Here is a 21887-nt window from a genome sequence, read left to right on the forward strand (position 1 = left end):
GGCGTCCTCACCTGCTTAACTAAATCTCCATCGAACAGTCACATTGCACAACTCCGCCTCTTGCTTTCCAGGAGAAACCTTTCTATAATAAGAGTAAAAGATGTTACTGTTAACACGGTAATGTTCCGCGGGGTGTGAACATAACAGTTCATGCTGTCTGAACTGTTACAGCTTATCATATTAAAGGGGAATGTATCCATGAAAAAGATATTGATTGTAGATGACGACAAGCGTGTCGTGAGAATGCTGGAAGAATATATGAAGCTCTATAATTTCCAGACCCTGTGCGCCGGAAACGGCAAGGATGCACTCGCGCTCTATGATGAGACGGTGGATCTCATTATCCTGGATATCAATATGCAGGGAATGGACGGAGTGGAGGTGTGCAGGCGGATCCGGAAACAGGGAAATGTTCCTATCATCATGCTGAGCGCCAACGCCGCCTCCTTTGACAAGGTGGAGGCCCTGGGCGCCGGCGCCGATGATTACATAGTCAAACCCTTCGATCCGGTGGAGCTGCTCGCCAGAGTACGCGCCCATATCGGGCGCACGGAACGGTTCAAGGCATCCCGGACCATGGAAACGCCGATTGAATTTGATGGCTATAAGATATACCGGAGCGCCTACCGGGTCACAAAGGATGACGAGGAAATCCGTTTGTCCAATACGGAATTCCGCCTTTTACTTTACCTCGTTGATCATGCGTTTAATGCGGTCAGCAGGAAACAAATCCTGGTCGATGTGTGGGAAAGCGATCTTTACGATGAAAATATCGTAAATACCTACATAAAGCGTCTCCGCCTGAAGCTGGGCGTAGGAGAAGGCTATATCAAATCAATCCGGAGCGTCGGCTATATGTTTGAGGCAGAGCTTAAATAGCTCTGCTTCCGGCCGGAAGTTCAAACCAGAATGTGCTGCCCTCTCCCGGAACGGAATAAAAACACATCCGGGAACCATGGGCTTCCAGAATCTGTTTTGACACATAAAGTCCAAGGCCGTAGCTCTCCTTCTGGGTCGGATCACCTTTATAAAACATATCAAAGATATACTCCTGCTCCTCTTCGCAGATTCCCGCCCCCTGATCCGATACCTGGAACAGGAATTTTCCGTTTTCCAAGGCGATCCGTATCGTAACCGTTGAATAGGGCGCCGAATATTTTACTGCGTTGCTCAGCATATTCTGCCATACACGAAGGATTTTCACATCGCTGATATACAGCTCTCCTTCCACCTTCTCAAGACTTCCTTCAAATAACCGGTCTGAATTCTCCACATAAGCCTGCGCGTTCTGATAGAGAGATTCACAGAACGTCTCTGCGGATACCGGCTCCATCTTTATCTGCTCACTGTTCTGCGCCTCATAGGTGCTGTCCAGAACATCGTAGGAAATCCGCTCCAGCGTGTCGGCGCTTCTGTAGATTTCCTGGATAAACCTCTCCTTTGTCTCCTCATCCTCCACAAGACCGGATAAAATCCCCTTCGAATATCCTTTAATCAGTGTCAGCGAAGTCCTGATATCGTGGGACAGTGCAGACAGGAAGCGGGCTGTCAGGTAAGATTTCATCTCCAGCGACGCCGTCAGCTTCCTGGATTTCTGAATCAGCGCGTGCGCCTCCTTATCAAAATTGTTCGTCTTTATGTTTTCAATTGTCTCGCTGATCGAATTGCCCAAAATCTCGTTCCCGCTCTCCGCGCTGTTAATATACTGCGTGATGCTGTCAATCGGAGAGGAAATTTTATTTGAGAAGTAAATACTGGCAAAAATAGCACAGCCGGAAATGATTGTCCCGAATATGATAACGGATTTTAAAAGCTGCAGTGATTTTGCAGCCAGCTCCCTCTTGGGCATCAGGGTGTAGAGAATCCAGTCATTCTGATCCATTTTTTTATAGGAACAGACGTATTCACGATCTACATGCTTATAGATTTCCCCTGTATCCTCCCCGCTCATATCGCTGAAAAAAGGAAGCACATCGACGGCCGGTTTCCCGATCTGCTCCGGTTCCCGGTGGGACAGAATAAGGCCGTTTGAATCCACAATGGAAAAATATCCGCTCTCTCCAATCGCATAATTCTTGATAAATCCCACAAATTTTTCCGCCCGGATGGCAATGCCGAACAGCCCCAGCATCTGGCCGTTCTCGTCAAATATGGGATGAGTCGTATTGACAATGCTTGCCTGATCCGTCAGAGCAATCAGAATATCACTTGTCTCTGTCGTGCTTTTCTTAAAACTGTCCTGGACATATTTCCTGCTCGAAAGATCCACATACATGGCATTTGGCATGGTTGATGATATAATTACCCCGTCCATTCCCAGACAAAACAAGTCTTTATAATAATAGCTCTCCGACTCCCGGTTCATAGCCTCCATTGTATCCGTCAGGAAGCGGTTCAGCTCATCCGTACCCAGTTCTCCTTTAAAGAAATTCCGCACCCGCTGTTCTCTGGAAAGCGCCAGGGTTTCCAGCCTTATCTTATCGACCTGAAGCTCTATCTTTTCCTGCGCCCTCATAATCTGAACCTCGGTAAAGGTATTGGAATCCTCACTGAGGATTGAAGCCGACATGGCGTAGAGAGATGTACACATTACGACCAGAGACAAGGTAACGATAACGCAGATATTAAACGTGATTTTATTTTTCAGGTTCATTTTCATAGAAGTAATACCCTTTTTCCTTTTATTCTTATAAATCATTCCTTAATTCCAGCTCAATTTTATCATACTTTTAACAATCTTACTACCTTTCGCCCAATTTAGGCGGTAAAATCAGTAGTTTTATGTATATTTCATATAAAATAATGGCATTCTCATGGATGTTAGCTGTTAATATTGTGTAAAAGCTTATTTGTTTTTTTATTTCTGTTATACTTTATTCACATGATACGTATCAAATTAAATTTTAAGCAAAGGGGAACAAGATATGGAAAAGAATATGACAGATAATGCAAGAAGCAGTTCGAATGTATTGAAATTCATCCTGTTGAACCTGATTGGCATTTTTATGTTTTTTGTTACCATCAGCGTAGGCGGAAAAAGTTCAATTCCCATTGACCATATTGTAACAGGACTCCGCTCGATTCCTTATTTTGAAGTAGTTTATGCGGGCCTGATCGTTGTCGTGGGCGCCATTCTTCCGTTTGTCCGGAAAACCTGGAACAAGGATGCCGTAACAACTATTTTCTCAATCTTCAAAGTAATCGGTATCGGAGTCGTCGGAATGGCCATCTTCGGCTGGGGGCCGGAAAGCTTCCACACCCCGGATATGCTGCCTTTCGTATTTAATAAAGTGGTAATCCCGGTCACGATTCTTGTACCGGTAGGGGCCGTATTCCTGTCCTTCCTGATTAACTACGGACTCATGGAATTTATCGGTGTATTTATGAAACCGGTTATGAGACCAATCTGGAAGACGCCGGGACGTTCTGCCGTCGATGCGGTTGCCTCCTTCGTGGGAAGCTACTCCGTGGGACTGCTGATTACAAACCGTGTATACAAGGAAGGCTTTTATTCCGAAAAAGAGGCCAGCATTATTGCCACTGGCTTCTCCACCGTATCCGCCACCTTTATGATCGTCGTAGCAAAGACGCTTGGTCTTATGGATCACTGGAACCTGTATTTCTGGACCACGCTGATTATCACCTTTGTTGTTACAGCCATTACTACACGAATCTATCCGCTGTGCAAAAAATCTGATAAGGGATATAACAACATGGAAGTAACTCCAGAACCGAAAGTAGAAAAAGGCAAGCTTGTTTCCACCGCCTTTGACGAGGGGTTACATGCCTGTTCACGCGCTCCTAAATTTGTGGACGGTCTTGTCAAAAACTTTGTGGACGGCCTGAACATGGCTCTTAACATCGGCCCTACCCTGATGGCAATCGGTTTCCTCGGACTTGTACTTGCGGCCTTCACACCGGTATTTGACATTCTGGGATATCTTTTCCTCCCGTTCACCATGCTTTTGGGCTTTGGCTCCGAAGCAGCTATGGTTGCAAAGGGCTGTGCAATCAGCCTTGCAGAGATGTTCCTGCCGGCCAATATCGTAGCCACAGCTACTCCGGCCACACAGGCAGTCATTGCAATCGTATGTGTTTCCGAGATTCTGTTCTTCTCGGCATCTATTCCGTGTATCCTCGGAACGGATATCAAGCTCAGCCTGAAGGATATACTGATCATCTGGTTTGAGAGGGTTGTACTTTCACTTATTTTGGCAGCTCCGGTCGTACACCTGCTTTTTTAAGGTGTATATACCGGCAAACGGCGCAGGACTCAAAATCCTGCGCCGTTTCTACTTTTATTTTAATGCTGCGTTTAAGTACCCGCCTTCAGAATCCCCTTTAACTCAAATCCTTTGTCTTCCACGGCTTCTCTAAAAAGGGCATCCTCCACATTTTCTCTCATCACCACCTTTGCCGTTCCCTTTTCAAGGTTAACATCGGTAAAGACAACTCCGTTTATTCCGGCCAGGGCGCTCTCCACGGACTGTTTGCAAGCGCCGCAGTGCATTCCTTCAATCTGAAGCGTTTTGGAGAGAGTGTCCGTACCTGCCGGTTTCCCGGCAGCCATAAACGGCTCCACACTGCCTCCGGCGCTGCAGGAAGAGCTTCCTCCCGAACAGCCGGAACAACCGCAGCAGCCGCCTCCCTTGCCGCCGTAATGCCTCAGAGTGGAGCGGAGTGCCAGAAGCAGCAGAGCCGCTACCACTGTTAAGATGATAATATCAATTGTATGCATACCGCATCCTCTTTTCTGGTATCTGTACCGATACCGTTCATATTCGTCAGTTTCGTTTCTTTGCATGACGGGTAACCGTCTTTTTTATTATATCATATACTTTATAGATTATCACTCCGGCAAAATATAAAATCAGGAAGCCGCTTCCACCGAGCTTCTTGCATAAGACTTCTGAGCCCTGTACGGATCCGGCCTGAACAGCATAAAGAGCATAAATGCCAGACAGATTAATGCAATAACGGTCCACACGTTAAACGCTACAACGCCGGCTGCCAGACCGCCCAGCTGATAAATGCACAGGGCAACGACATAGGCAAAGATGTTCTGGTAAAGAATGGCAAACCAGAACCATTTCCTGGACTGGAACTGCTGCGCCATCGTGGCAATCGCCGCCAGGCACGGTGAATCCAGAAGGTTAAATACCAGGAAGGAGAAGGCTGCAACCGCGGACGGGAACCATGACTGGATAGCTGCCGCAACTGCATCCGGATCCTCGGAAAGTTCCTCCGATACATTGGCCAGAACTCCCATCGTACTTACGATCGCTTCTTTTGCCGTAAAGCCGGAAATCGAAGCCGCCACCGGCTGCCACTCGCCAAAGCCGAGCGGACGGAACACAATTGCAATCGCTCCGCCAATTACGGAGAGAAGAGAAGCGGAGGACTCTTCCACAATGCCGAAAGCCCCGTTCTCAAAGCCAAAGGTTGATAACGCCCACATTACTACACAAGCCAGGAACAGAATGGTTCCCGCTTTGATGATAAATCCTTTCAGACGCTCCCAGACATGGAGAAGCACCGTCTTTGCGGAAGGAATATGGTAAGCCGGAAGCTCCATTACAAAAGGAGCCGGTTTGCCGGAAAATGGTTTTGTCTTCTTTAACATGATAGCCGAGACAAGTACTGCTCCAATTCCGAGGAAGTACATGAGAGGCGCCATCATACCGCCGATAGCCGCGCTGCCTGACATATGGCCGGCCATAACGCCTCCCATCAGGGCAATAACCGGAAGTTTTGCGCCGCAGGGTACAAAGGTAGCCGTCATAATGGTAAGACGCCTGTCGTTATCCTGCTCAATCGTCTTAGATGCCATAATGCCCGGAATTCCGCAGCCGGATGAAATCAGCAGCGGGATAAAGCTCTTGCCGGAAAGTCCGAAATGGCGGAATACGCGATCCATTACAAATGCGATACGCACCATGTAGCCGCAGTCTTCCAAAATGGACAGGAAGAGGAACAGGATCGCCATCTGTGGAACAAATCCGAGAACAGCTCCGACGCCGCCTATAATTCCGTCCACAACGAGGCTGGTCATCAGTACCGATGCACCGGCCGTTTCAAGCAGCCCTCCGGCCCATCCCTGGACAGCGGCTACAAAGGTGTCATTGGTCCAGTCAGTCACAAGAGTTCCCAGTGTTGTTACGGAAACATAGTAAACACCCCACATAACAAGGACAAAAATCGGGATTCCCAGAATCCTGTTTGTGACAATGCTGTCAATCCTGTCTGAAACACTCATTTTAGCCGCCGGTTTCTTAACCGTCGCTTCAATCAGCTTCTGAATATACTGGTATCTCTGATCCGTGATGACGGATTCAGCGTCATCGTCATATTCTTTTTCAAGTTCACCGGCATATTTAGAATACCGGTTTCCGGCTGCCAGCCCAAACTGTTCCAGAACTTTACTATCCTGTTCCAGCAGCTTGATGGCATACCACCTTTTTTCACCTTCCGGCACGCCTGCGGGAAGTTCGGATTCAATCTGTTCCACTCTCGACTCAACCCAGTTGTCAAAGATGGGACGAAGTTCAGGTTCCTGCGCCTTCTTTGCCGCGCCGACCGCCTCTTCCACCACTTCCTTAAGGCCCGTCTTCCTGAGAGCGGACGTCTCAACAATCGGGCAGCCCAGTTTCTTTGATAATGCCTCCACATCAATCCTGATGTCATTTTTCCTCATCAGATCAGCCATATTGAGGGCAAGCACCACCGGAATTCCGGTTTCAAGAAGCTGCGTCGTCAGATACAGGTTTCTTTCAATATTAGTCGCATCCACCAGATCGATAATAACGTCCGGTTTCTCATTTAAAATAAAGTCCCTGGAAACAACCTCCTCCAGTGTGTATGGAGAAAGGGAATAGATCCCCGGAAGATCGGTGATATTCACTTCCTCTCCTGTCTTACTCTCTTTCAGTTTCCCTGTCTTCTTCTCAACCGTTACTCCCGGCCAGTTTCCAACATACTGATTTGCTCCCGTAAGTGCGTTAAACATAGTTGTTTTACCGCAGTTTGGGTTGCCTGCCAATGCAATATGTATTGCCATTTTTTCATCCTCCTGCCATTCTCACATTTATTTAGTAACCGTTCAGACAGCATGAACTGTTACTTTATTTACCTGACAATATTAGTTATTCGAAGCTAACCATTCATTAAAATTTTATGCTGCCGTGTCTCAGGCGCTTATTTCCTCAATATCCACACAGTCAGCATCATCCTTTCGCAGAGAAAGCTCATATCCCCTGACGGTTACTTCAACCGGATCTCCTAAAGGCGCCACTTTTCTCACATAAATCTCGCTTCCCTTCGTGATGCCCATATCCATAATACGCCGTTTATAGGCCCCCTCCCCGTGAATCTTGACTACTTTTACAGTGGAACCCACTTTTGCTTCTTTCAGTGTCATTATGATACTCCTTCCCGTCAATCTTCCATTATCTCTTTTATATCAACTATTAATCGCATCTGACATACGAATCATACCAGGATGTGTCTGGCCTGCTCTTTATTGATTGCCACTCTGGATTCTTTCACATGGACGATAACGTCACCATTAAGCTGTGTAATCAGCTTCACAGAAGTGCCTTCATTAAATCCCATTGAATGAAGATGGGAACGCACGTCGGAATTTCCGCTCACTTTCTTTATTGTGTAGGATGAACCTACCATACCCATTGAGATTGGCATATTTACCTCCCTTTCCATATCATCACCTTTTCACGCATGACATTAGGACACACAAACCAAAATTAGTTCTTTCTAACCCATAAATAAGGTTAGCACATACTAACTTTATTGTCAATGTTTTTTTTAATATAATAATTGAACAGCCGTCAACTGTCCTGTTTACAGATTTCAAATGCCTCATACTCCTTGTCAAAATGGTATCCCAGCTTCAGGGCCAGGGCCAGTGATGCCTTGTTGTGTGCGTCCCAGGCGGGATACAGCCCTCTGTCCAGACACTCCAGAATCAGCCTGGCGGCGCATGCCCGGGCAAGTCCCCGGCGGCGGTGTTCCTCCTTTGTATCGATCTCGATTTCAATACCGCCCTGATAAACCGTATAGGAAGAAGCTCCGGCAGCCAGCGTACCGTCAAAGAGCACAGCCGTTCCGATTCCCCGCTCCCTGTAATCGGCAAACGTCGGAAACTGCGAACAGAGATCAGACGACCACTCCTCTTTTCCTGCCATATAGTATATCCTCTCGTCTATCATTCTGATTTCATATCCGGCCGGCAGTATCCGCGACATCTTCATTAACTTTTCACGGTCAAATATATCATACTCTTTTTTCAGCGCGTAGCGCACAATAGGTTTTGCCGCGTCTTTGTAAACCTGTCTAATCACCGACGACCACTGCCCGTTCTGGGGGACCATAATTGTAAAACGGCCCTTTTCCTCCATCCACCTGGCGGCCAGCTCCCGGCACGGCGCGCCCGCGAAAAAGCAGAAGTCGGCAATGAACAGCATGGCGGAACTCGGATGGACAGCCGAGTCCGCCCACGCACTGCCCATTTCACCCTGTAGAACCGACCGGATCATGGTCTCCTCCCAGCCTTCAAACAGCGGTACCAGCTTTATTAGATTCTTGTCCGTTATTTTATATATCTCCATCTCTTCCATCCTCTGTCAAGTCATCCGTATTTTTATATTGTTTTTCTGTCTTACGTCTTTTGTCAGGCAATACGTTTTCGTTTGAACAAAGAGGCGCCCCTCTCTGAGCCTCCCATCTGGACAAATATTCCGCCCATGATCAGCAGCAGTCCGATAACTGAATACCGATCAACCGGCTCGTTCAGGAACAGTGCCGAATACAATACCGCCATGAACGGCGTAATATATGCAAAGTTGGAAAGTTTGGCCGTATCCCCATTCTGGAGCGCCAGGGCCCACATCAAAAATGCTGCCGCATCCATAAAGACTCCCAGCCATATAATTCCGGCGGTCTGCGACCCGGTCAAAGCGATGGATTCTCCCTCCGCCAGAAACCAAATCCCCGAAAACAGAGCGGCTGAGAAAAAATAGACCGTCATACTGACAAACTGATCCCTATTTTCCTTTTTGTTCAGCACGTTAAAAGCTCCGTAACAGACAGCCGCCGCCACGCAGCTTACAATTCCCCGCAGATTCCCCGACAAAAGCCCTTCCATGCTGCCCTTCGACGCCACCAGAACCACGCCCGAAAATGAAGCGAAAATCGCCATACTCTTGCGCCAGGTAAACCTCTCTCCCAGCCATAAGCATGAAAACACCACAGTCATCACAGGCCAAAGGTAATTAATGATACAGGCATCGCCGGCCGCCAGCCCGGACAGTCCGTAAAAATACAGAACCGAATAGAGAAATTTCCCCATAAATCCAAGCGCAATCATTTTCACATAATCTTTTGGCCTATATTGCAGAAACCGTTTTAAATTTCCGCATGCCAGGTTCAGGACGGCCATAAAAATAAAGGCAATCATCGAACTGATAAATACGGTTTTTGCATTGCTTAACCCACTCAGCAATAGCTTGGTAAACGGCGGCATCATCCCCCACAGCATGATTGTCCCCCCGGCCAGAATATATTCTTTTTTCATCCCCATGTCTCCCTGTCGTTATCATATATTTTTTAACCAGTAGTTCACTGTTATCACAGTATAATACAGGGGCTTCCGGCAAACTGTAATCTGTGTTACAATTATACAGGATATGTAATTCAATACCGGTTTTGAAAGGAGACATCCATGATAAAAGTGCCTGAATCCCTGTTCTGTTACTTTGAACAAGCGGGGATTACGCGAACCATTCCCCCCGGGGGGCTTATCTACATGCAGGGCGAACCGTCCGGGACCATCTATCTGATCAAAAAAGGCCGCGTCCGCATTTATTATATAGCCGACGACGGCAGGGAAGTGACGCTGGCAGTCGCCGGAGCAGGACGGCTGATAGGGGACTCCTCTTTCCTGGCGCAGTCCTCGCGTCCCACAACCGTCAGCGCCGTACCGGAAGTACAACTTATCTCCTGTACGACGAAAAGCCTTATGCCATACCTGATGCAGTCGGAAGAACTGTGCCTCATCCTCTTTCAGCTTCTCACCGACACCTGCAACTACCTCTGCAGCCAGGTAAGACGCCTGACACTCTATAACCGGCACCAAAAGGTTGCCAGCTTCCTCCTCGACGAGACTGAGACGCCAAATCCCGACAAGGGGATTATTGGCTCTACCCTCCCCTATTCGCATGAAGAACTGGCGATCTGCGTCGGACTGAGCCGGGTAACTGTGACAAAGATCCTGAATGAATTTTGCGACGCCGGTTATATAGAGCTTGGATACCGGAAAATAACAGTCACCGGCCGGGCGGGCCTCGAAAGCCTGTTTACCTGACCGGTGTCCAACAGTCTGTTATTTTAAGGAGATTGCAAGCCCCACACCGACCTCCTCGACCGGAAGCGTTTCATTCATTCTCGCCTTCGCCCTGAATGAGACGCAGTGACAGGGATAGAAGGATTTTATACCGAGCTTCGCCAGGTATTCCACCGTCTTCTCCAGGCGGCTGTCTGTCTCAAAAAGGTGAAAACCGCCCAATATACCGGCAATGCGCCTCTCGCCGCAGACCTCCATCGCATATTCCGCGATATTGCAGATTCCGCTGTGGGAACAGCCGGTCACGATGAACAGCCCCTCTTGCGTCTTGAGCGCCAAGGCCGAATCATCCATCACATAATCGCGTTCCCATTTACTCCGTATCTTCTGTGTTCCGATGGAACTCCTGATTTCAAAATCATTGCGCGCCGGAATCTCACCTAAAAATATACACTTATCACTTATCCGGTACGGCATCCCGGAGGGTCTGTATCTCCCTGCTTTTTTCACCTTATCTTCCCGAAGCGGTGAGCCTATCTCCAGGCCGCTGTCATCAAGCTTCGGATTAAAGCACTCCGGATGGGCGATAATCTCCACCTTCTTTAAGTCAGCTTGTTTTTCCAGCCAGTAAAATCCTCTCGTATGATCATTATGTCCGTGAGAGAAGACGAGGTGCGTTATCTCCTCAAGCGGGATTCCCATCTGCCCGGCATTCGTTATAAATGCCTGGGAATATCCCGTGTCAAAGAGAATCCGGCAGCCGTCCGCTTCTATATAATAACTCACCGCCGGCTCTCCCAGATAATACTGATCGATATATGTATTGTTATCCATTAGAACCCTGATTTCTATCTCATCCACCTCATCCCACTATTATTTCTGCTGTTCCAGCCAATTGATCTTTGCCAGAAACCTGCTGTCGTCCGGGGAAAAAGTACGCTCATCGTAACTGTTGAGAAAGTAAATAACGATATCTGTCCCTCTCAGCCCGACAATCTCTTTCCCTGTCTGAGTAAGATAATACTTCATTTCACCGCCCGTGTCCAGCAGAATGCTGCCGTCCAGGGAAATCTCTTTCTGAGCCAGATAGCGGTCCAGATATTTTTCATTTCTCAGTTCGGCTCTCACGGTTCCGATATATCTCAGTCTTTTTGCATATTCCGGCGTTCGGCTGTTAACCGGTGCTGCTGCTTTTCCCTCATTGTAAATGATGAGCTCCGATTTACAGGCGAGATTGGACGGTTCGATATAAAAGCTGTGTTCTGTCGTTCCCCAGCCCAGATCAGCGGGACTCATCCCCAGGAGAAAAACAGGATTTTTTACCGACGGCTCTTCATAATTCCACTCTGAGTCTTTGGTCTGGAAACGGTAATCATTTTTATACGGATACAGGTAAAAGGCGGCTATAATCAGAAGGGCCGGGAGGAGAACCGCGCTCCGTTTCAGTCCTCTGTATCTGACGACGCCTTTTCTGTAATCCCTGTATAAAAATACCAGAATCAACAGGGCGCTCAGAACCGCCAGGACTGAAAGCAGGCTGGACACCTGCGCCAGTTCCCTCACCCCGCATATCAGCATTGGAACGGCAAACGGCAGACAGCCTGCGGCATTCAGCGCAGGCTCGTCCCAAAACAGGATAAAGTCAGGGATACTTCCCGTCTCTTCTTTATAGCGCAGCGCCCTCCTCTGTCTTAATTTAATACTCAGGCCTGCAGTAAGCCAAATCCAGTAAAGTAAAAGTGAAAAAAACAGGCAGGCCAGGTTTTCCCATATGCCGAAATATTTACTGATTCCCGGTGATCTTAAACGAAAAATCAGGAAATAGGGAATCGCAAGCAGCAAATTAAATGCAGCCATGGTGAGCAGCGCCTTATTTTCCTCTTTCACCGTCACTTCATAAGGCCCATCCGGACGGCAGGGGGAATATACCGTATAGGGCACAGGCGGACGGACGTCCCCTTTACTGTAAAAAGTAACAAGATTTTTCAGCGGAGCATTATATTCCCAGCCGTTTTCTTCCCATCGCTGCCGGAACTCCAGAAAACGCTCCGAACGCTCCACCTCCTTCGTCACCTCTCTGTCAAATATGCCGATCGAAAATTGATACTTCCCCATCATCACCTGCTGAAAGCTTCCTCTGCCGTAACCAAAACAAAGATTCTTAATCAGATGGCCCTCCGCCGCCTTCTGTTCGAAAAAACGTTCCAGCCGTTCTGTCTCAACCAGGCTGTACGGTATCGGATATGTATCGTATTCTTTCACCAATCCCATGCAAAGACCTCCCTTCCGCCTGCGGGGCAATGAAACTTCTGCCCCTGGCAGATAAACTGTCCGCTGATTTCCTAATATTATTTTATCACATCAGGAAAATGGAAAGTCCTTACAATATTTGATGTTTTCTTACATTTTCTTCACTTACCTATTCTTCCGCCGCCGATACCTCCGGCGCCGCCACGCTTTGCTTTACGGACATTTTTTCTGCCGTACAATAACAGAGAACGGCAACGATAATGCATACAATCGGGGTCGGAACGATATCACCGAAGGAGGTAAACCAGCCCAGTCCCACCGGTTTTGCAGTCATTGTAATTCCCACAAAAGAGGCAATAGCCCATGAAGCCAGAGCGCCGTATTTACATCCCTCCACGCCGCCGTCGCCCTCTTTGTCATAGCTCTTTCTGTTGCACAGATAGAAATCGGCAATCAGTATACCCGTGTTTGGCGCGATGAATACACCAAGCAGGCTTAAAAAGTTCACAAAGTATTTATACACGCCGAGTCCGGCAATCATTGTGCTGATAATGCCGACAATAAAGGTCAGCTTCATGCGGGAGATTTTCACCACACCGTCCAGTGTATTCATCAGTCCCAGTACACTCGTATACAGGTTGTTGTCATTGGTGGTCCACTGGCCGATAATCAGGACGACGGCTCCGAAAAAGCCAAGTCCCAGGGACTCTATCATTATCTCCACAATATTCCAGTTGTGGAAAGCATAGTTAAAGAATGCTCCGCACATCAGTACCGGGATATAGCCCCAGAAATGGCCGATGCTGACTCCGATGGCACAGTCCTTCTTCGTGGTAGAAAAACGGCTGAAATCGCCTATCATCGCAATCCCCACCGCAAAGCTTCCCACCACGATAGAGATTCCCATCGGAATTGTGATCGGTTCTCCTACAGGCCCGGCCTCCAATATACTGCTCATCGGAATGATACCGGCTGTTTTCCACACTGCCACGATACACAGGACGAATAAAAGCGGAAGTCCGATCTCGCTGAGTTTTTTAATAGCTTTAAAACCCATAATGGCGGTGAGCGACATGGCCAGTCCGCCGATAATCGTAAAAATAACGGGATTGATCGCAGTTCCCCTCACTTCTCTTATAATAGAGGAAACCGTATTGCCGAACAGATCCGCCTGGAATGCGTACCAGCCAAAGTTGGAAAAGCACAGGATAATGCCGATTATCTTCGCTCCCTGGCGTCCGAACGGCCTTCTGGCTGTAAATGACGTGGATAAATGGAGATGCGTACTCACGATGGCATTCAGCATCCCAAGAAGCGTGATAATTAACGACCCCAGCACACTGACCAGCAGCATCTCTTTAAACGACAGGCCGTTGGCAAGAAGGCCGCCCGTCGCCAGGCCGCTCAGGCCGAAGCCGGAGCCGAGCCAGACCATGCCCTGCTCAAACCAGGTCTGCCTGGCTTTCGGAGGCACCGGAGTTTTTTCATAGTCATTGAATATCTCTGATAACGAATTTTCCCGATTCTTTTCACCCATCTGCATTTCCTCCCTCCTGGCCGTCCAAAAAACGGCATTCCATGTCAAAGCCAAAGAATTCCGGATTCAGAATCTCAAGCCCCCGCTTCGTCCTCCACAGCTCATGACACTTAAATCCCAGTACACAAAGCTCCATTCCCTCCGTACAGTTGGGGTTTGTCACAGGCATGCCGGTCTTTCTCTCCACTATGCAGATCAAATCCGGACAGGTCAGCTTCACCTCTTCATCTATCCAGAATATCATATTTTCATTCTTATACCAAACTCTTCCGACCGAGTTTTTATAATCACCACTGCCCTGAAGAAAGATGTTTCCCAGCGTAAAGCCGTCCTTGATTTCCCAGTTCGTATCACCTGTCACATTCCCTTCAAACAGCAGTCTTCCCTCTGCGGCCTTAAGGATTGCAGATATGGGATCTCTCCCCTCCGCACAGGCCTGTCTTCTGGCTTTTCCCACCTGCTCCGCATAGGTGAGCGCCGACGGGACAACCGCCTTTTTTAAGTTCCTTCCCTGGATTGGATGATCCGCCATTCCCACCAGGTTGTCGGAGCCAACTGCCATAAAACGCGATAAAGCCTCCGCGCGGGCATCGCTGTCAACCTTTTTAACAATCACCACATCGCCGTACTGTGTAGTTACGGAAAAAGGCGTGATCGGCTGTTCCATCACATAGTAGGTAGAAAACTGAAGCTCCGGGACAGCCCGCCCCGCCGCGTCCGCGTCCACCATATATTTTCCAAGATGTGCGGCCGCAGCCATCGCCTCGCCGGTATTGCCTCCGCCGTATTCTATAGAAACAAGTCCGTCAAAGGCGACGCCCATATGCTCCTCGAGCGCCCTTACGGCCGACGGAATTTCCTCCCCCGTAATCTGAACCTCCTGTCCTTCCGGCATGATGGAACCGCAGAAATAAGGATTGGTAAACCAGGCCTCATCCTGAATCTCATGAAACTCCAGCAGTTTAAACTCTTTTCCCTCCCCAAATTCTTTTTCAACAGCCGCAAGCCCGCTCTGAAGCGAACCGCCCCCTCCTGTCCCAAGGATTGTGCATCCTGTCAATATATCGCTGACCTCCTGGTAATCCAGCCTTCTCATGATTTTCTCCTCCTTCTTTTAATCTAACCCCTTATCCTATATCAAAGCCACAGGTATCCGTTTTCCCGAAAAACAACTACTGCCCAACAGTTAGCCGGATAGTGTAATTATATCAGTCGTCCTTTATCACTTCATTATAGTACAGTACAAAATAAACCGGACTATCATTGTAATAATTACAATACCGCGCAGAAATCCGGCTCAAATTTCCGTCGGAGATACCATGTTCCCTGTGGAACATGGTATAATGACTGCAAAGCGGTCATTATACCGCGCATAAACTGCCGAAACCGGGGAGGGATTTCAATGAGTATTACGGTCCGTGACATTATGGAATTAAATCTTTTAAGAGACTCTGAAATTATATCGGGAAAAAATGGATTAGACAGGGAAGTAACAAGAGTAAATTTTACAGACTGCCCCATTCAGTTCAATGATTTGGAGTACACTCTGGCACTGAAAGGTGATCTTTACATCAGAAGTCTGTACTGGGTGAAGGATGACGAAAAAGAATTATATGACACTTTTTATTTCTACGTCACAAGCGGAAGCTCCTGCTGTCTCGTTACGAATGAATATCTGCCGGAACTTCCAAAACATATTCTGGAATTGACGGATAAGCATAATTATCCTGTTATCAAGATTGACAGCAATGTTCCTTACGGTGATTTAATCCGTGATATATCAGAATTACTGATGACCGAGCAGTCGGAGCTGTTCTTTGAAAATAAACTGAACCGCCTTCTCTATGAGACGCTCTCCACTTCTGAAATACTGGAAATCGGAAAATATATTAACCCTCTTTTCAAAAAAGAGTATATCACTATCTGTCTAAACCTGCCGGGACTTGATAACCGTCAATTCTACAGCCTGCAATCTGATTTGAAGGTACAGTACCAGCTCCGCCTGCGGCGTTACCAGAACGGCGGTTATATCATTTTCAACTATCAGGAGCGGGCTGAATTTGACGCAGCGCTCCCCGGACTCAGAAAGCTGTTCCATTATTATTGCAATACCTACTCGTCAGGCATCAGCGGAGCATTTGAAAACGCTGCCGACTTTCAGCAGAGTATCCGCCAGGCCTGCTCCTCCCTCAGGATCGGCATTATGCTGAAACAGCAGTGGACTTATCCTGACGATCTGCACATCTATAATCTGCTGATGGCCGTCCACGATAACGCTGCTCTTAAAAACTTTTATACAATGACTCTGGCGCCCCTGATCCAGTACGAAAAACGGTACAGCGTTGATTTGATTAAGACGATAGAAACTTATCTCACCTGTGACGGTGATTATAAAAAAACGGCTATCCTGCTCAAACAGCATGAAAATACAATCCGTTTCCGGATTAACAAGGCAAAAAGCCTGCTGGGCATGGAGAATAGCCATTATAAATTCATTGAGCAGGTGTCTCTGGCCCTGAAAGCGCGCAGTGTTGAGAAATTCTCGGTGAACAGGCCGCCCAACGGACTCTGACAAACTGTAATATAACAGTCATGCAGCACGGACTTATTATCGCTCATCGGCACACAGAAAAACCCGGAAAACAAAAAGTTTTCCGGGTTATCTTACGCTTGGACACAATGTACCCTGAGGGTACTATATAAATTTACTCCGCAGCATCTCCCTGTCCGCGAAGCGGATACGGAGACACTCATGGATTATAGTCGATTACTCGATGATAGAAACTACTCTACCTGAACCTACTGTACGTCCGCCTTCACGGATAGCGAAACGAAGTCCCTGCTCCATAGCTACTGGATGGATCAGTTCAACTGTCATCTCGATGTTGTCGCCAGGCATACACATCTCTACGCCTTCTGGTAAATCACAAACGCCTGTAACGTCTGTTGTTCTGAAGTAGAACTGTGGACGATAGTTGTTGAAGAATGGTGTATGACGGCCACCCTCGTCTTTTGTCAGAACGTAAACCTGAGCTGTAAATTTCTTATGGCATTTTACAGAACCTGGTTTAACGAGACACTGACCTCTCTGGATCTCTGTTCTCTGAACACCACGAAGAAGAGCACCGATGTTATCACCAGCCTGAGCCTCATCAAGGAGTTTACGGAACATCTCGATACCAGTTACAACTACTTTACGAACCTCTTCAGAGATACCGATGATTTCAACTTCATCAGATACATGAAGTGTACCACGCTCTACACGGCCTGTAGCAACTGTACCACGGCCTGTGATGGAGAATACGTCCTCTACAGGCATAAGGAAAGGTTTGTCTGTCTCACGAACTGGGTCCGGAACATAGCTGTCAACTGCAGCCATAAGTTCAAGAACTTTGTCGCCCCACTCGCTCTTAGGATCTTCAAGAGCTTTTAATGCGGAACCCTGGATAACTGGTGTGTCATCGCCCGGGAATTCGTACTCTGTAAGAAGCTCACGGATTTCCATCTCTACTAATTCAAGAAGCTCCGGATCATCAACCATATCACACTTGTTCATGAATACTACGATGTAAGGTACGCCTACCTGACGGGAAAGAAGGATATGCTCTCTTGTCTGAGCCATAACACCATCTGTAGCAGCTACTACAAGAATAGCGCCGTCCATCTGTGCAGCACCAGTGATCATGTTCTTTACATAGTCAGCATGGCCTGGGCAGTCAACGTGTGCGTAGTGTCTGTTCTCTGTCTCATACTCAACGTGAGCTGTAGAAATTGTGATTCCACGCTCTCTCTCTTCTGGAGCTTTATCAATGTTCTCGAATGCAACAGCCTCACCAGTACCTAATCTCTCATGAAGAGTTTTTGTGATAGCAGCTGTTAATGTTGTTTTACCATGGTCAACGTGTCCGATGGTACCAATGTTACAATGCGGTTTGTTTCTTTCAAACTTTGCTTTTGCCATTTTATAACGTCCTCCTTAATTTGCGCCCATCAGGGGGCTTCATAATTTATGTTAGGCTGTCTCTAATTATATTCTATCAGAGCATGTTTTTCAAGCCTATTATTTACTTTCCGGGCAGTTTTTGCACTGCCTGGAAAGTTTAAAACGATTTGTTTTCAATTACTTTTCTGCTTTTGTAGCAAGCACTTTTTCCTGAACACTCTTCGGAACCTGCTCGTATTTCTCAAAGAACATGGAGTAGTTACCGCGTCCCTGTGTCTTGGAACGTAAGTCTGTGGAGTAGCCGAACATCTCGGATAACGGAACGTAAGCTCTTACAAGCTTTCCGCCGCCGATATCTTCCATACCTTCGATACGGCCACGACGGGAGTTGATATCACCGATAACATCACCCATATAATCTTCCGGCATTGTTACTTCTACCTTCATGATTGGCTCTACAAGAATAGCGCCTGCTTTGTGCATAGCCTCTTTGAAAGCCATGGAACCAGCGATGTGGAACGCCATCTCAGAGGAGTCAACCTCATGGTAGGAACCGTCGTATACGGTAGCTTTAACGCCCAGTACCGGGAATCCGCCAAGGATACCTGCTTTGGTAGCCTCTTTGATACCTTCGCCTACTGCCGGGATATATTCCTTCGGAATAGCGCCGCCGACAACAGTGGATTCAAACTTGAATGTCTCTTCACCGTTGGCATCCATTGGCTCAAAGTGTACCTTACAGTGTCCGTACTGACCACGTCCGCCGGACTGTTTTGCATACTTGCTGTCTACGTCTACTGCCTTTGTAAATGTCTCCTTGTATGCTACCTGAGGAGCGCCTACGTTAGCTTCCACGTGGAACTCGCGAAGCAGACGGTCAACGATGATTTCAAGATGGAGCTCGCCCATACCTGCGATAATCGTCTGTCCTGTCTCTTTGTCTGTGTAAGCACGGAAAGTAGGATCTTCCTCTGCAAGTTTTGCAAGGGCCTCGCCCATCTTATCCTGTCCTGCTTTTGTCTTCGGCTCAATAGCGATATCGATAACCGGCTCCGGGAATACCATGGATTCCAGGATTACAGGGTGCTGATCGTCACAGATTGTATCACCTGTCGTGGAGAACTTGAATCCGATAGCTGCAGCGATATCGCCGGAGTAAACTTTGTCTAATTCCTGACGTTTGTTCGCATGCATCTGCAGGATACGTCCCACACGCTCTTTTTTACCTTTTGTTGCATTCAGTACGTAGGAACCGGAGTTGATGCTTCCTGAATATACACGGAAGTATGCCAGCTTACCTACGAACGGGTCCGTCATAATCTTGAATACGAGTGCGGAGAACGGGTCTTCATCGGAAGAATGTCTCACAACTTCGTTGCCATCCGGATCAGTACCCTCAATTGCAGGGATATCTAACGGGGAAGGCATAAACTCGATAACTGCATCAAGTAATTTCTGAACGCCCTTATTTCTGTAAGCCGTACCACAGCAAACCGGGATAGCCTGGCATTCGCAGGTAGCTTTTCTCAATGCTTTCTTAAGCTCATCTACGCTTGGTTCTTCACCTTCCAGATACTGCATCATTAATTCATCGTCAAGCTCGCAGATTTTCTCTACCAGCTCTGTACGGTACAGTTCTGCGTCATCCTGCATGTCTTCCGGGATATCGGTAACGGAGATATCTTCGCCCTTGTCATCGTTGTAGATGTAGGCTTTCATCTCGAACAGGTCGATGATTCCTTTAAACTCATCTTCCTTACCAATCGGAAGCTGTAAGCAAATGGCGTTCTTGCCAAGTCTTGTCTTAATCTGCTCTACGGTTCCATAGAAGTTAGCGCCCAGGATATCCATCTTGTTGATGAATGCCATACGTGGTACGTTGTAGGTGTCAGCCTGACGCCATACGTTCTCGGACTGAGGTTCCACACCACCCTTAGCACAGAACACGCCGACCGCACCATCCAGTACACGCAGGGAACGCTCAACCTCTACAGTAAAGTCAACGTGTCCTGGAGTATCAATAATGTTAATACGATGCTCCAGTGCGCCTGGTTTCGGTTTACACTGTTCCTGCAGAGTCCAGTGGCAGGTCGTAGCAGCTGAAGTAATTGTGATACCTCTCTCCTGCTCCTGAGCCATCCAGTCCATGGTAGCCGTACCTTCATGAGTATCACCAATCTTATAGTTTACACCGGTGTAATACAGAATACGCTCCGTGGTTGTTGTCTTACCGGCATCAATATGAGCCATGATACCAATATTTCTGGTTCTCTCTAACGGATATTCTCTTCCAGCCAAAGCTTTTTCCTCCTATTAGAATCTGTAATGAGCAAATGCCTTATTAGCCTCTGCCATCTTATGCATGTCTTCTTTCTTCTTCACGGCTGCACCTGTATTGTTGGATGCATCCAGAAGCTCTTTAGCAAGTCTTTCTTCCTGTGTCTTCTCGCCTCTCTTACGGGAGTAAAGAGTGATCCAGCGAAGAGCGAGAGCCTGTCTTCTCTCCGGCTTAACCTCGATCGGAACCTGATATGTGGCACCGCCGATACGTTTTGCCTTAACTTCCAGAACAGGCATGATGTTGTTCATAGCCTCTTCGAATACTTCTACAGCGTCTTTGCCTGTCTCAGCTGCGATACGGTCAAATGCACCGTATACAATTTTCTGGGCAACACCCTTTTTACCGTCTAACATGATGTTGTTAATCAGCTTGGTAACAACCTTGTTATTGTAAAGCGGATCTGCTAATACGTCTCTTTTCTGAGTATGTCCTTTACGTGGCACGTTACTTCCCTCCTTAATATCTGCTCCAGCTCCGGAAATTGGGCCGAAGCTTCTCATTAGATCTTAGGTACTCGCATTAAATGCTTAGTGATGCTTCCTCACTCATAGAATGCGTTCGCGCTCGGTTCTATGATTACCTGCAACCTACAGGGTCAATATCAAAGTCCGGCACAACAATTCAAATGAATTCTACCTAAATTTCGTTTTAATTACTTTTTGTCTTTCGGTCTCTTAGCGCCGTATTTGGAACGGGCCTGTCTTCTGTTAGCAACGCCTGCTGTATCAAGAGTACCTCTTATGATGTGGTATCTTGTACCTGGTAAGTCTTTAACACGGCCGCCACGGATCAGAACAACGCTATGCTCCTGTAAGTTATGTCCCTCACCTGGGATGTAGCTTGTTACTTCGATTCCGTTGGAAAGACGTACTCTGGCGATCTTTCTCAGAGCTGAGTTAGGTTTCTTTGGTGTAGCAGTCTTAACGGCTGTACACACACCTCTCTTCTGTGGTGCAGAAATGTTGGTAGCTCTCTTCTGTAAAGAGTTGTATCCTTTCTGCAGAGCCGGTGCTGTAGATTTCTTCTCAGATGTCTGTCTTCCTTTTCTTACTAACTGGTTGAATGTTGGCATCCTTTTCACCTCCTGTGATATTGTCTGTGGTTGCTTTTTAAGCTCTTATTTTTACGCACAAAAATACACTCGCATTTTTACACGCCTACTTATTATATACAGTTTGTCAATTTGTGTCAAGGCATAAAATGTAAAAAAAAACTGCTTTTTCGGCGTATTTATGGTGTTTTTTCAGATATGCCCGCGTGGATTGCGGGTGAAGCGGCGTAAGCAGCCTCCTCTTTCCGGATAAGCCCATCAAAACAGCTACATGGATTCTTCCCAATATTATGCAGAATCATTCATTTAAACCGGATTTTAAGTACGAAACCAAAAAGCAGTTACCATCTCTGTCCCGCCGCTTCCCTCTGACAGGAACTCCCTGGCAGGAAGTTATGATGATAACTG

19 protein-coding genes are annotated in these 21887 nt (G+C 47.4%); 4 read left to right on the plus strand and 15 right to left on the minus strand.

All coding sequences use genetic code 11. The features are described 5' to 3' along the window. Positions 1-198: 198 nt before the first annotated feature. A complete protein-coding gene (locus CLOSYM_RS18670) occupies positions 199-879 on the plus strand; it encodes a response regulator transcription factor (protein ID WP_009297476.1) in 681 nt (226 codons plus the stop codon). Here the strand turns inward: CLOSYM_RS18670 and CLOSYM_RS18675 are convergent. Then, complete coding sequence (locus CLOSYM_RS18675) at positions 872-2698, minus strand: sensor histidine kinase (protein ID WP_021643351.1); 1827 nt, start codon at positions 2696-2698, stop codon at positions 872-874. The genes CLOSYM_RS18670 and CLOSYM_RS18675 overlap by 8 nt on opposite strands. Before the next feature lie 226 nt (positions 2699-2924). Here CLOSYM_RS18675 and CLOSYM_RS18680 point away from each other — a divergent pair, with 226 nt between their 5' ends. Then, complete coding sequence (locus tag CLOSYM_RS18680) at positions 2925-4244, plus strand: YjiH family protein (RefSeq protein WP_003497292.1); 1320 nt, start codon at positions 2925-2927, stop codon at positions 4242-4244. Positions 4245-4315: 71 nt separating this feature from the next. On the opposite strand, the gene CLOSYM_RS18685 is transcribed toward CLOSYM_RS18680, so the two are convergent. From CLOSYM_RS18685 to CLOSYM_RS18710, 6 genes are all read right to left on the minus strand, one after another. Continuing rightward, the gene (locus CLOSYM_RS18685) at positions 4316-4738 is read right to left on the minus strand and encodes a FeoB-associated Cys-rich membrane protein (RefSeq protein WP_044902871.1); all 423 of its coding nucleotides are present in this window, start codon (positions 4736-4738) and stop codon (positions 4316-4318) included. 132 nt (positions 4739-4870) lie between these two features. Continuing rightward, positions 4871-7057 (minus strand): ferrous iron transport protein B, encoded by a 2187-nt coding sequence (gene feoB, locus CLOSYM_RS18690; protein ID WP_021643353.1) that lies wholly within the window; start codon positions 7055-7057, stop codon positions 4871-4873. 129 nt (positions 7058-7186) lie between these two features. Continuing rightward, a complete protein-coding gene (locus CLOSYM_RS18695) occupies positions 7187-7417 on the minus strand; it encodes a FeoA family protein (protein ID WP_003497298.1) in 231 nt (76 codons plus the stop codon). Between the two features lie 71 nt (positions 7418-7488). After that, a complete protein-coding gene (locus tag CLOSYM_RS18700) occupies positions 7489-7698 on the minus strand; it encodes a FeoA family protein (protein WP_003497307.1) in 210 nt (69 codons plus the stop codon). A 146-nt stretch (positions 7699-7844) separates the two neighbouring features. After that, positions 7845-8624: a GNAT family N-acetyltransferase gene (locus CLOSYM_RS18705; RefSeq protein ID WP_044902873.1), complete on the minus strand. Its 780-nt coding sequence runs from the start codon at positions 8622-8624 to the stop codon at positions 7845-7847. A 62-nt stretch (positions 8625-8686) separates the two neighbouring features. Next, positions 8687-9589 (minus strand): DMT family transporter, encoded by a 903-nt coding sequence (locus CLOSYM_RS18710; RefSeq protein WP_044902875.1) that lies wholly within the window; start codon positions 9587-9589, stop codon positions 8687-8689. Between the two features lie 147 nt (positions 9590-9736). Between CLOSYM_RS18710 and CLOSYM_RS18715 the strand changes: the two genes are divergently transcribed. Continuing rightward, positions 9737-10378, plus strand: coding sequence for a Crp/Fnr family transcriptional regulator (locus tag CLOSYM_RS18715; RefSeq protein WP_003497315.1), 642 nt, complete (start codon positions 9737-9739; stop codon positions 10376-10378). 18 nt (positions 10379-10396) lie between these two features. Here the strand turns inward: CLOSYM_RS18715 and CLOSYM_RS18720 are convergent, their stop codons facing one another. The 4 genes from CLOSYM_RS18720 to CLOSYM_RS18735 form a co-directional block, all read right to left on the minus strand. After that, positions 10397-11191, minus strand: coding sequence for an MBL fold metallo-hydrolase (locus CLOSYM_RS18720; RefSeq protein ID WP_181900366.1), 795 nt, complete (start codon positions 11189-11191; stop codon positions 10397-10399). A gap of 39 nt (positions 11192-11230) precedes the next feature. Next, positions 11231-12628 carry a DUF2812 domain-containing protein gene (locus CLOSYM_RS18725; protein ID WP_021643359.1) on the minus strand — a complete coding sequence of 466 codons (1398 nt, stop codon included), beginning with the start codon at positions 12626-12628 and terminating at the stop codon, positions 11231-11233. A gap of 148 nt (positions 12629-12776) precedes the next feature. After that, entirely contained in the window at positions 12777-14144 is a 1368-nt protein-coding gene (locus CLOSYM_RS18730) for a purine-cytosine permease family protein (RefSeq protein WP_242828704.1), read from the minus strand. Next, positions 14137-15240 (minus strand): DUF917 domain-containing protein, encoded by a 1104-nt coding sequence (locus CLOSYM_RS18735; protein WP_021643361.1) that lies wholly within the window; start codon positions 15238-15240, stop codon positions 14137-14139. The genes CLOSYM_RS18730 and CLOSYM_RS18735 overlap by 8 nt, the downstream gene beginning before the upstream one ends. A gap of 306 nt (positions 15241-15546) precedes the next feature. Here CLOSYM_RS18735 and CLOSYM_RS18740 point away from each other — a divergent pair, with 306 nt between their 5' ends. Further along, on the plus strand, positions 15547-16716 hold the full coding sequence (locus CLOSYM_RS18740; RefSeq protein WP_021643363.1) for a PucR family transcriptional regulator: 1170 nt from the start codon (positions 15547-15549) through the stop codon (positions 16714-16716). A 195-nt stretch (positions 16717-16911) separates the two neighbouring features. On the opposite strand, the gene tuf is transcribed toward CLOSYM_RS18740, so the two are convergent. From tuf to rpsL, 4 genes are all read right to left on the minus strand, one after another. Then, on the minus strand, positions 16912-18105 hold the full coding sequence (tuf, locus tag CLOSYM_RS18745) for an elongation factor Tu (protein ID WP_003497327.1): 1194 nt from the start codon (positions 18103-18105) through the stop codon (positions 16912-16914). Between the two features lie 159 nt (positions 18106-18264). Then, positions 18265-20385, minus strand: coding sequence for an elongation factor G (gene fusA / locus CLOSYM_RS18750; RefSeq protein WP_009297486.1), 2121 nt, complete (start codon positions 20383-20385; stop codon positions 18265-18267). A gap of 15 nt (positions 20386-20400) precedes the next feature. After that, a complete protein-coding gene (gene rpsG, locus CLOSYM_RS18755) occupies positions 20401-20871 on the minus strand; it encodes a 30S ribosomal protein S7 (protein WP_009297487.1) in 471 nt (156 codons plus the stop codon). A 209-nt stretch (positions 20872-21080) separates the two neighbouring features. Then, entirely contained in the window at positions 21081-21500 is a 420-nt protein-coding gene (gene rpsL / locus CLOSYM_RS18760) for a 30S ribosomal protein S12 (protein ID WP_009297488.1), read from the minus strand. Positions 21501-21887 lie beyond the last annotated feature (387 nt).

The sequence above is a fragment of the [Clostridium] symbiosum ATCC 14940 genome, assembly GCF_000466485.1.
In the GTDB taxonomy this organism is placed as follows: Bacteria; Bacillota; Clostridia; order Lachnospirales; family Lachnospiraceae; genus Otoolea; species Otoolea symbiosa.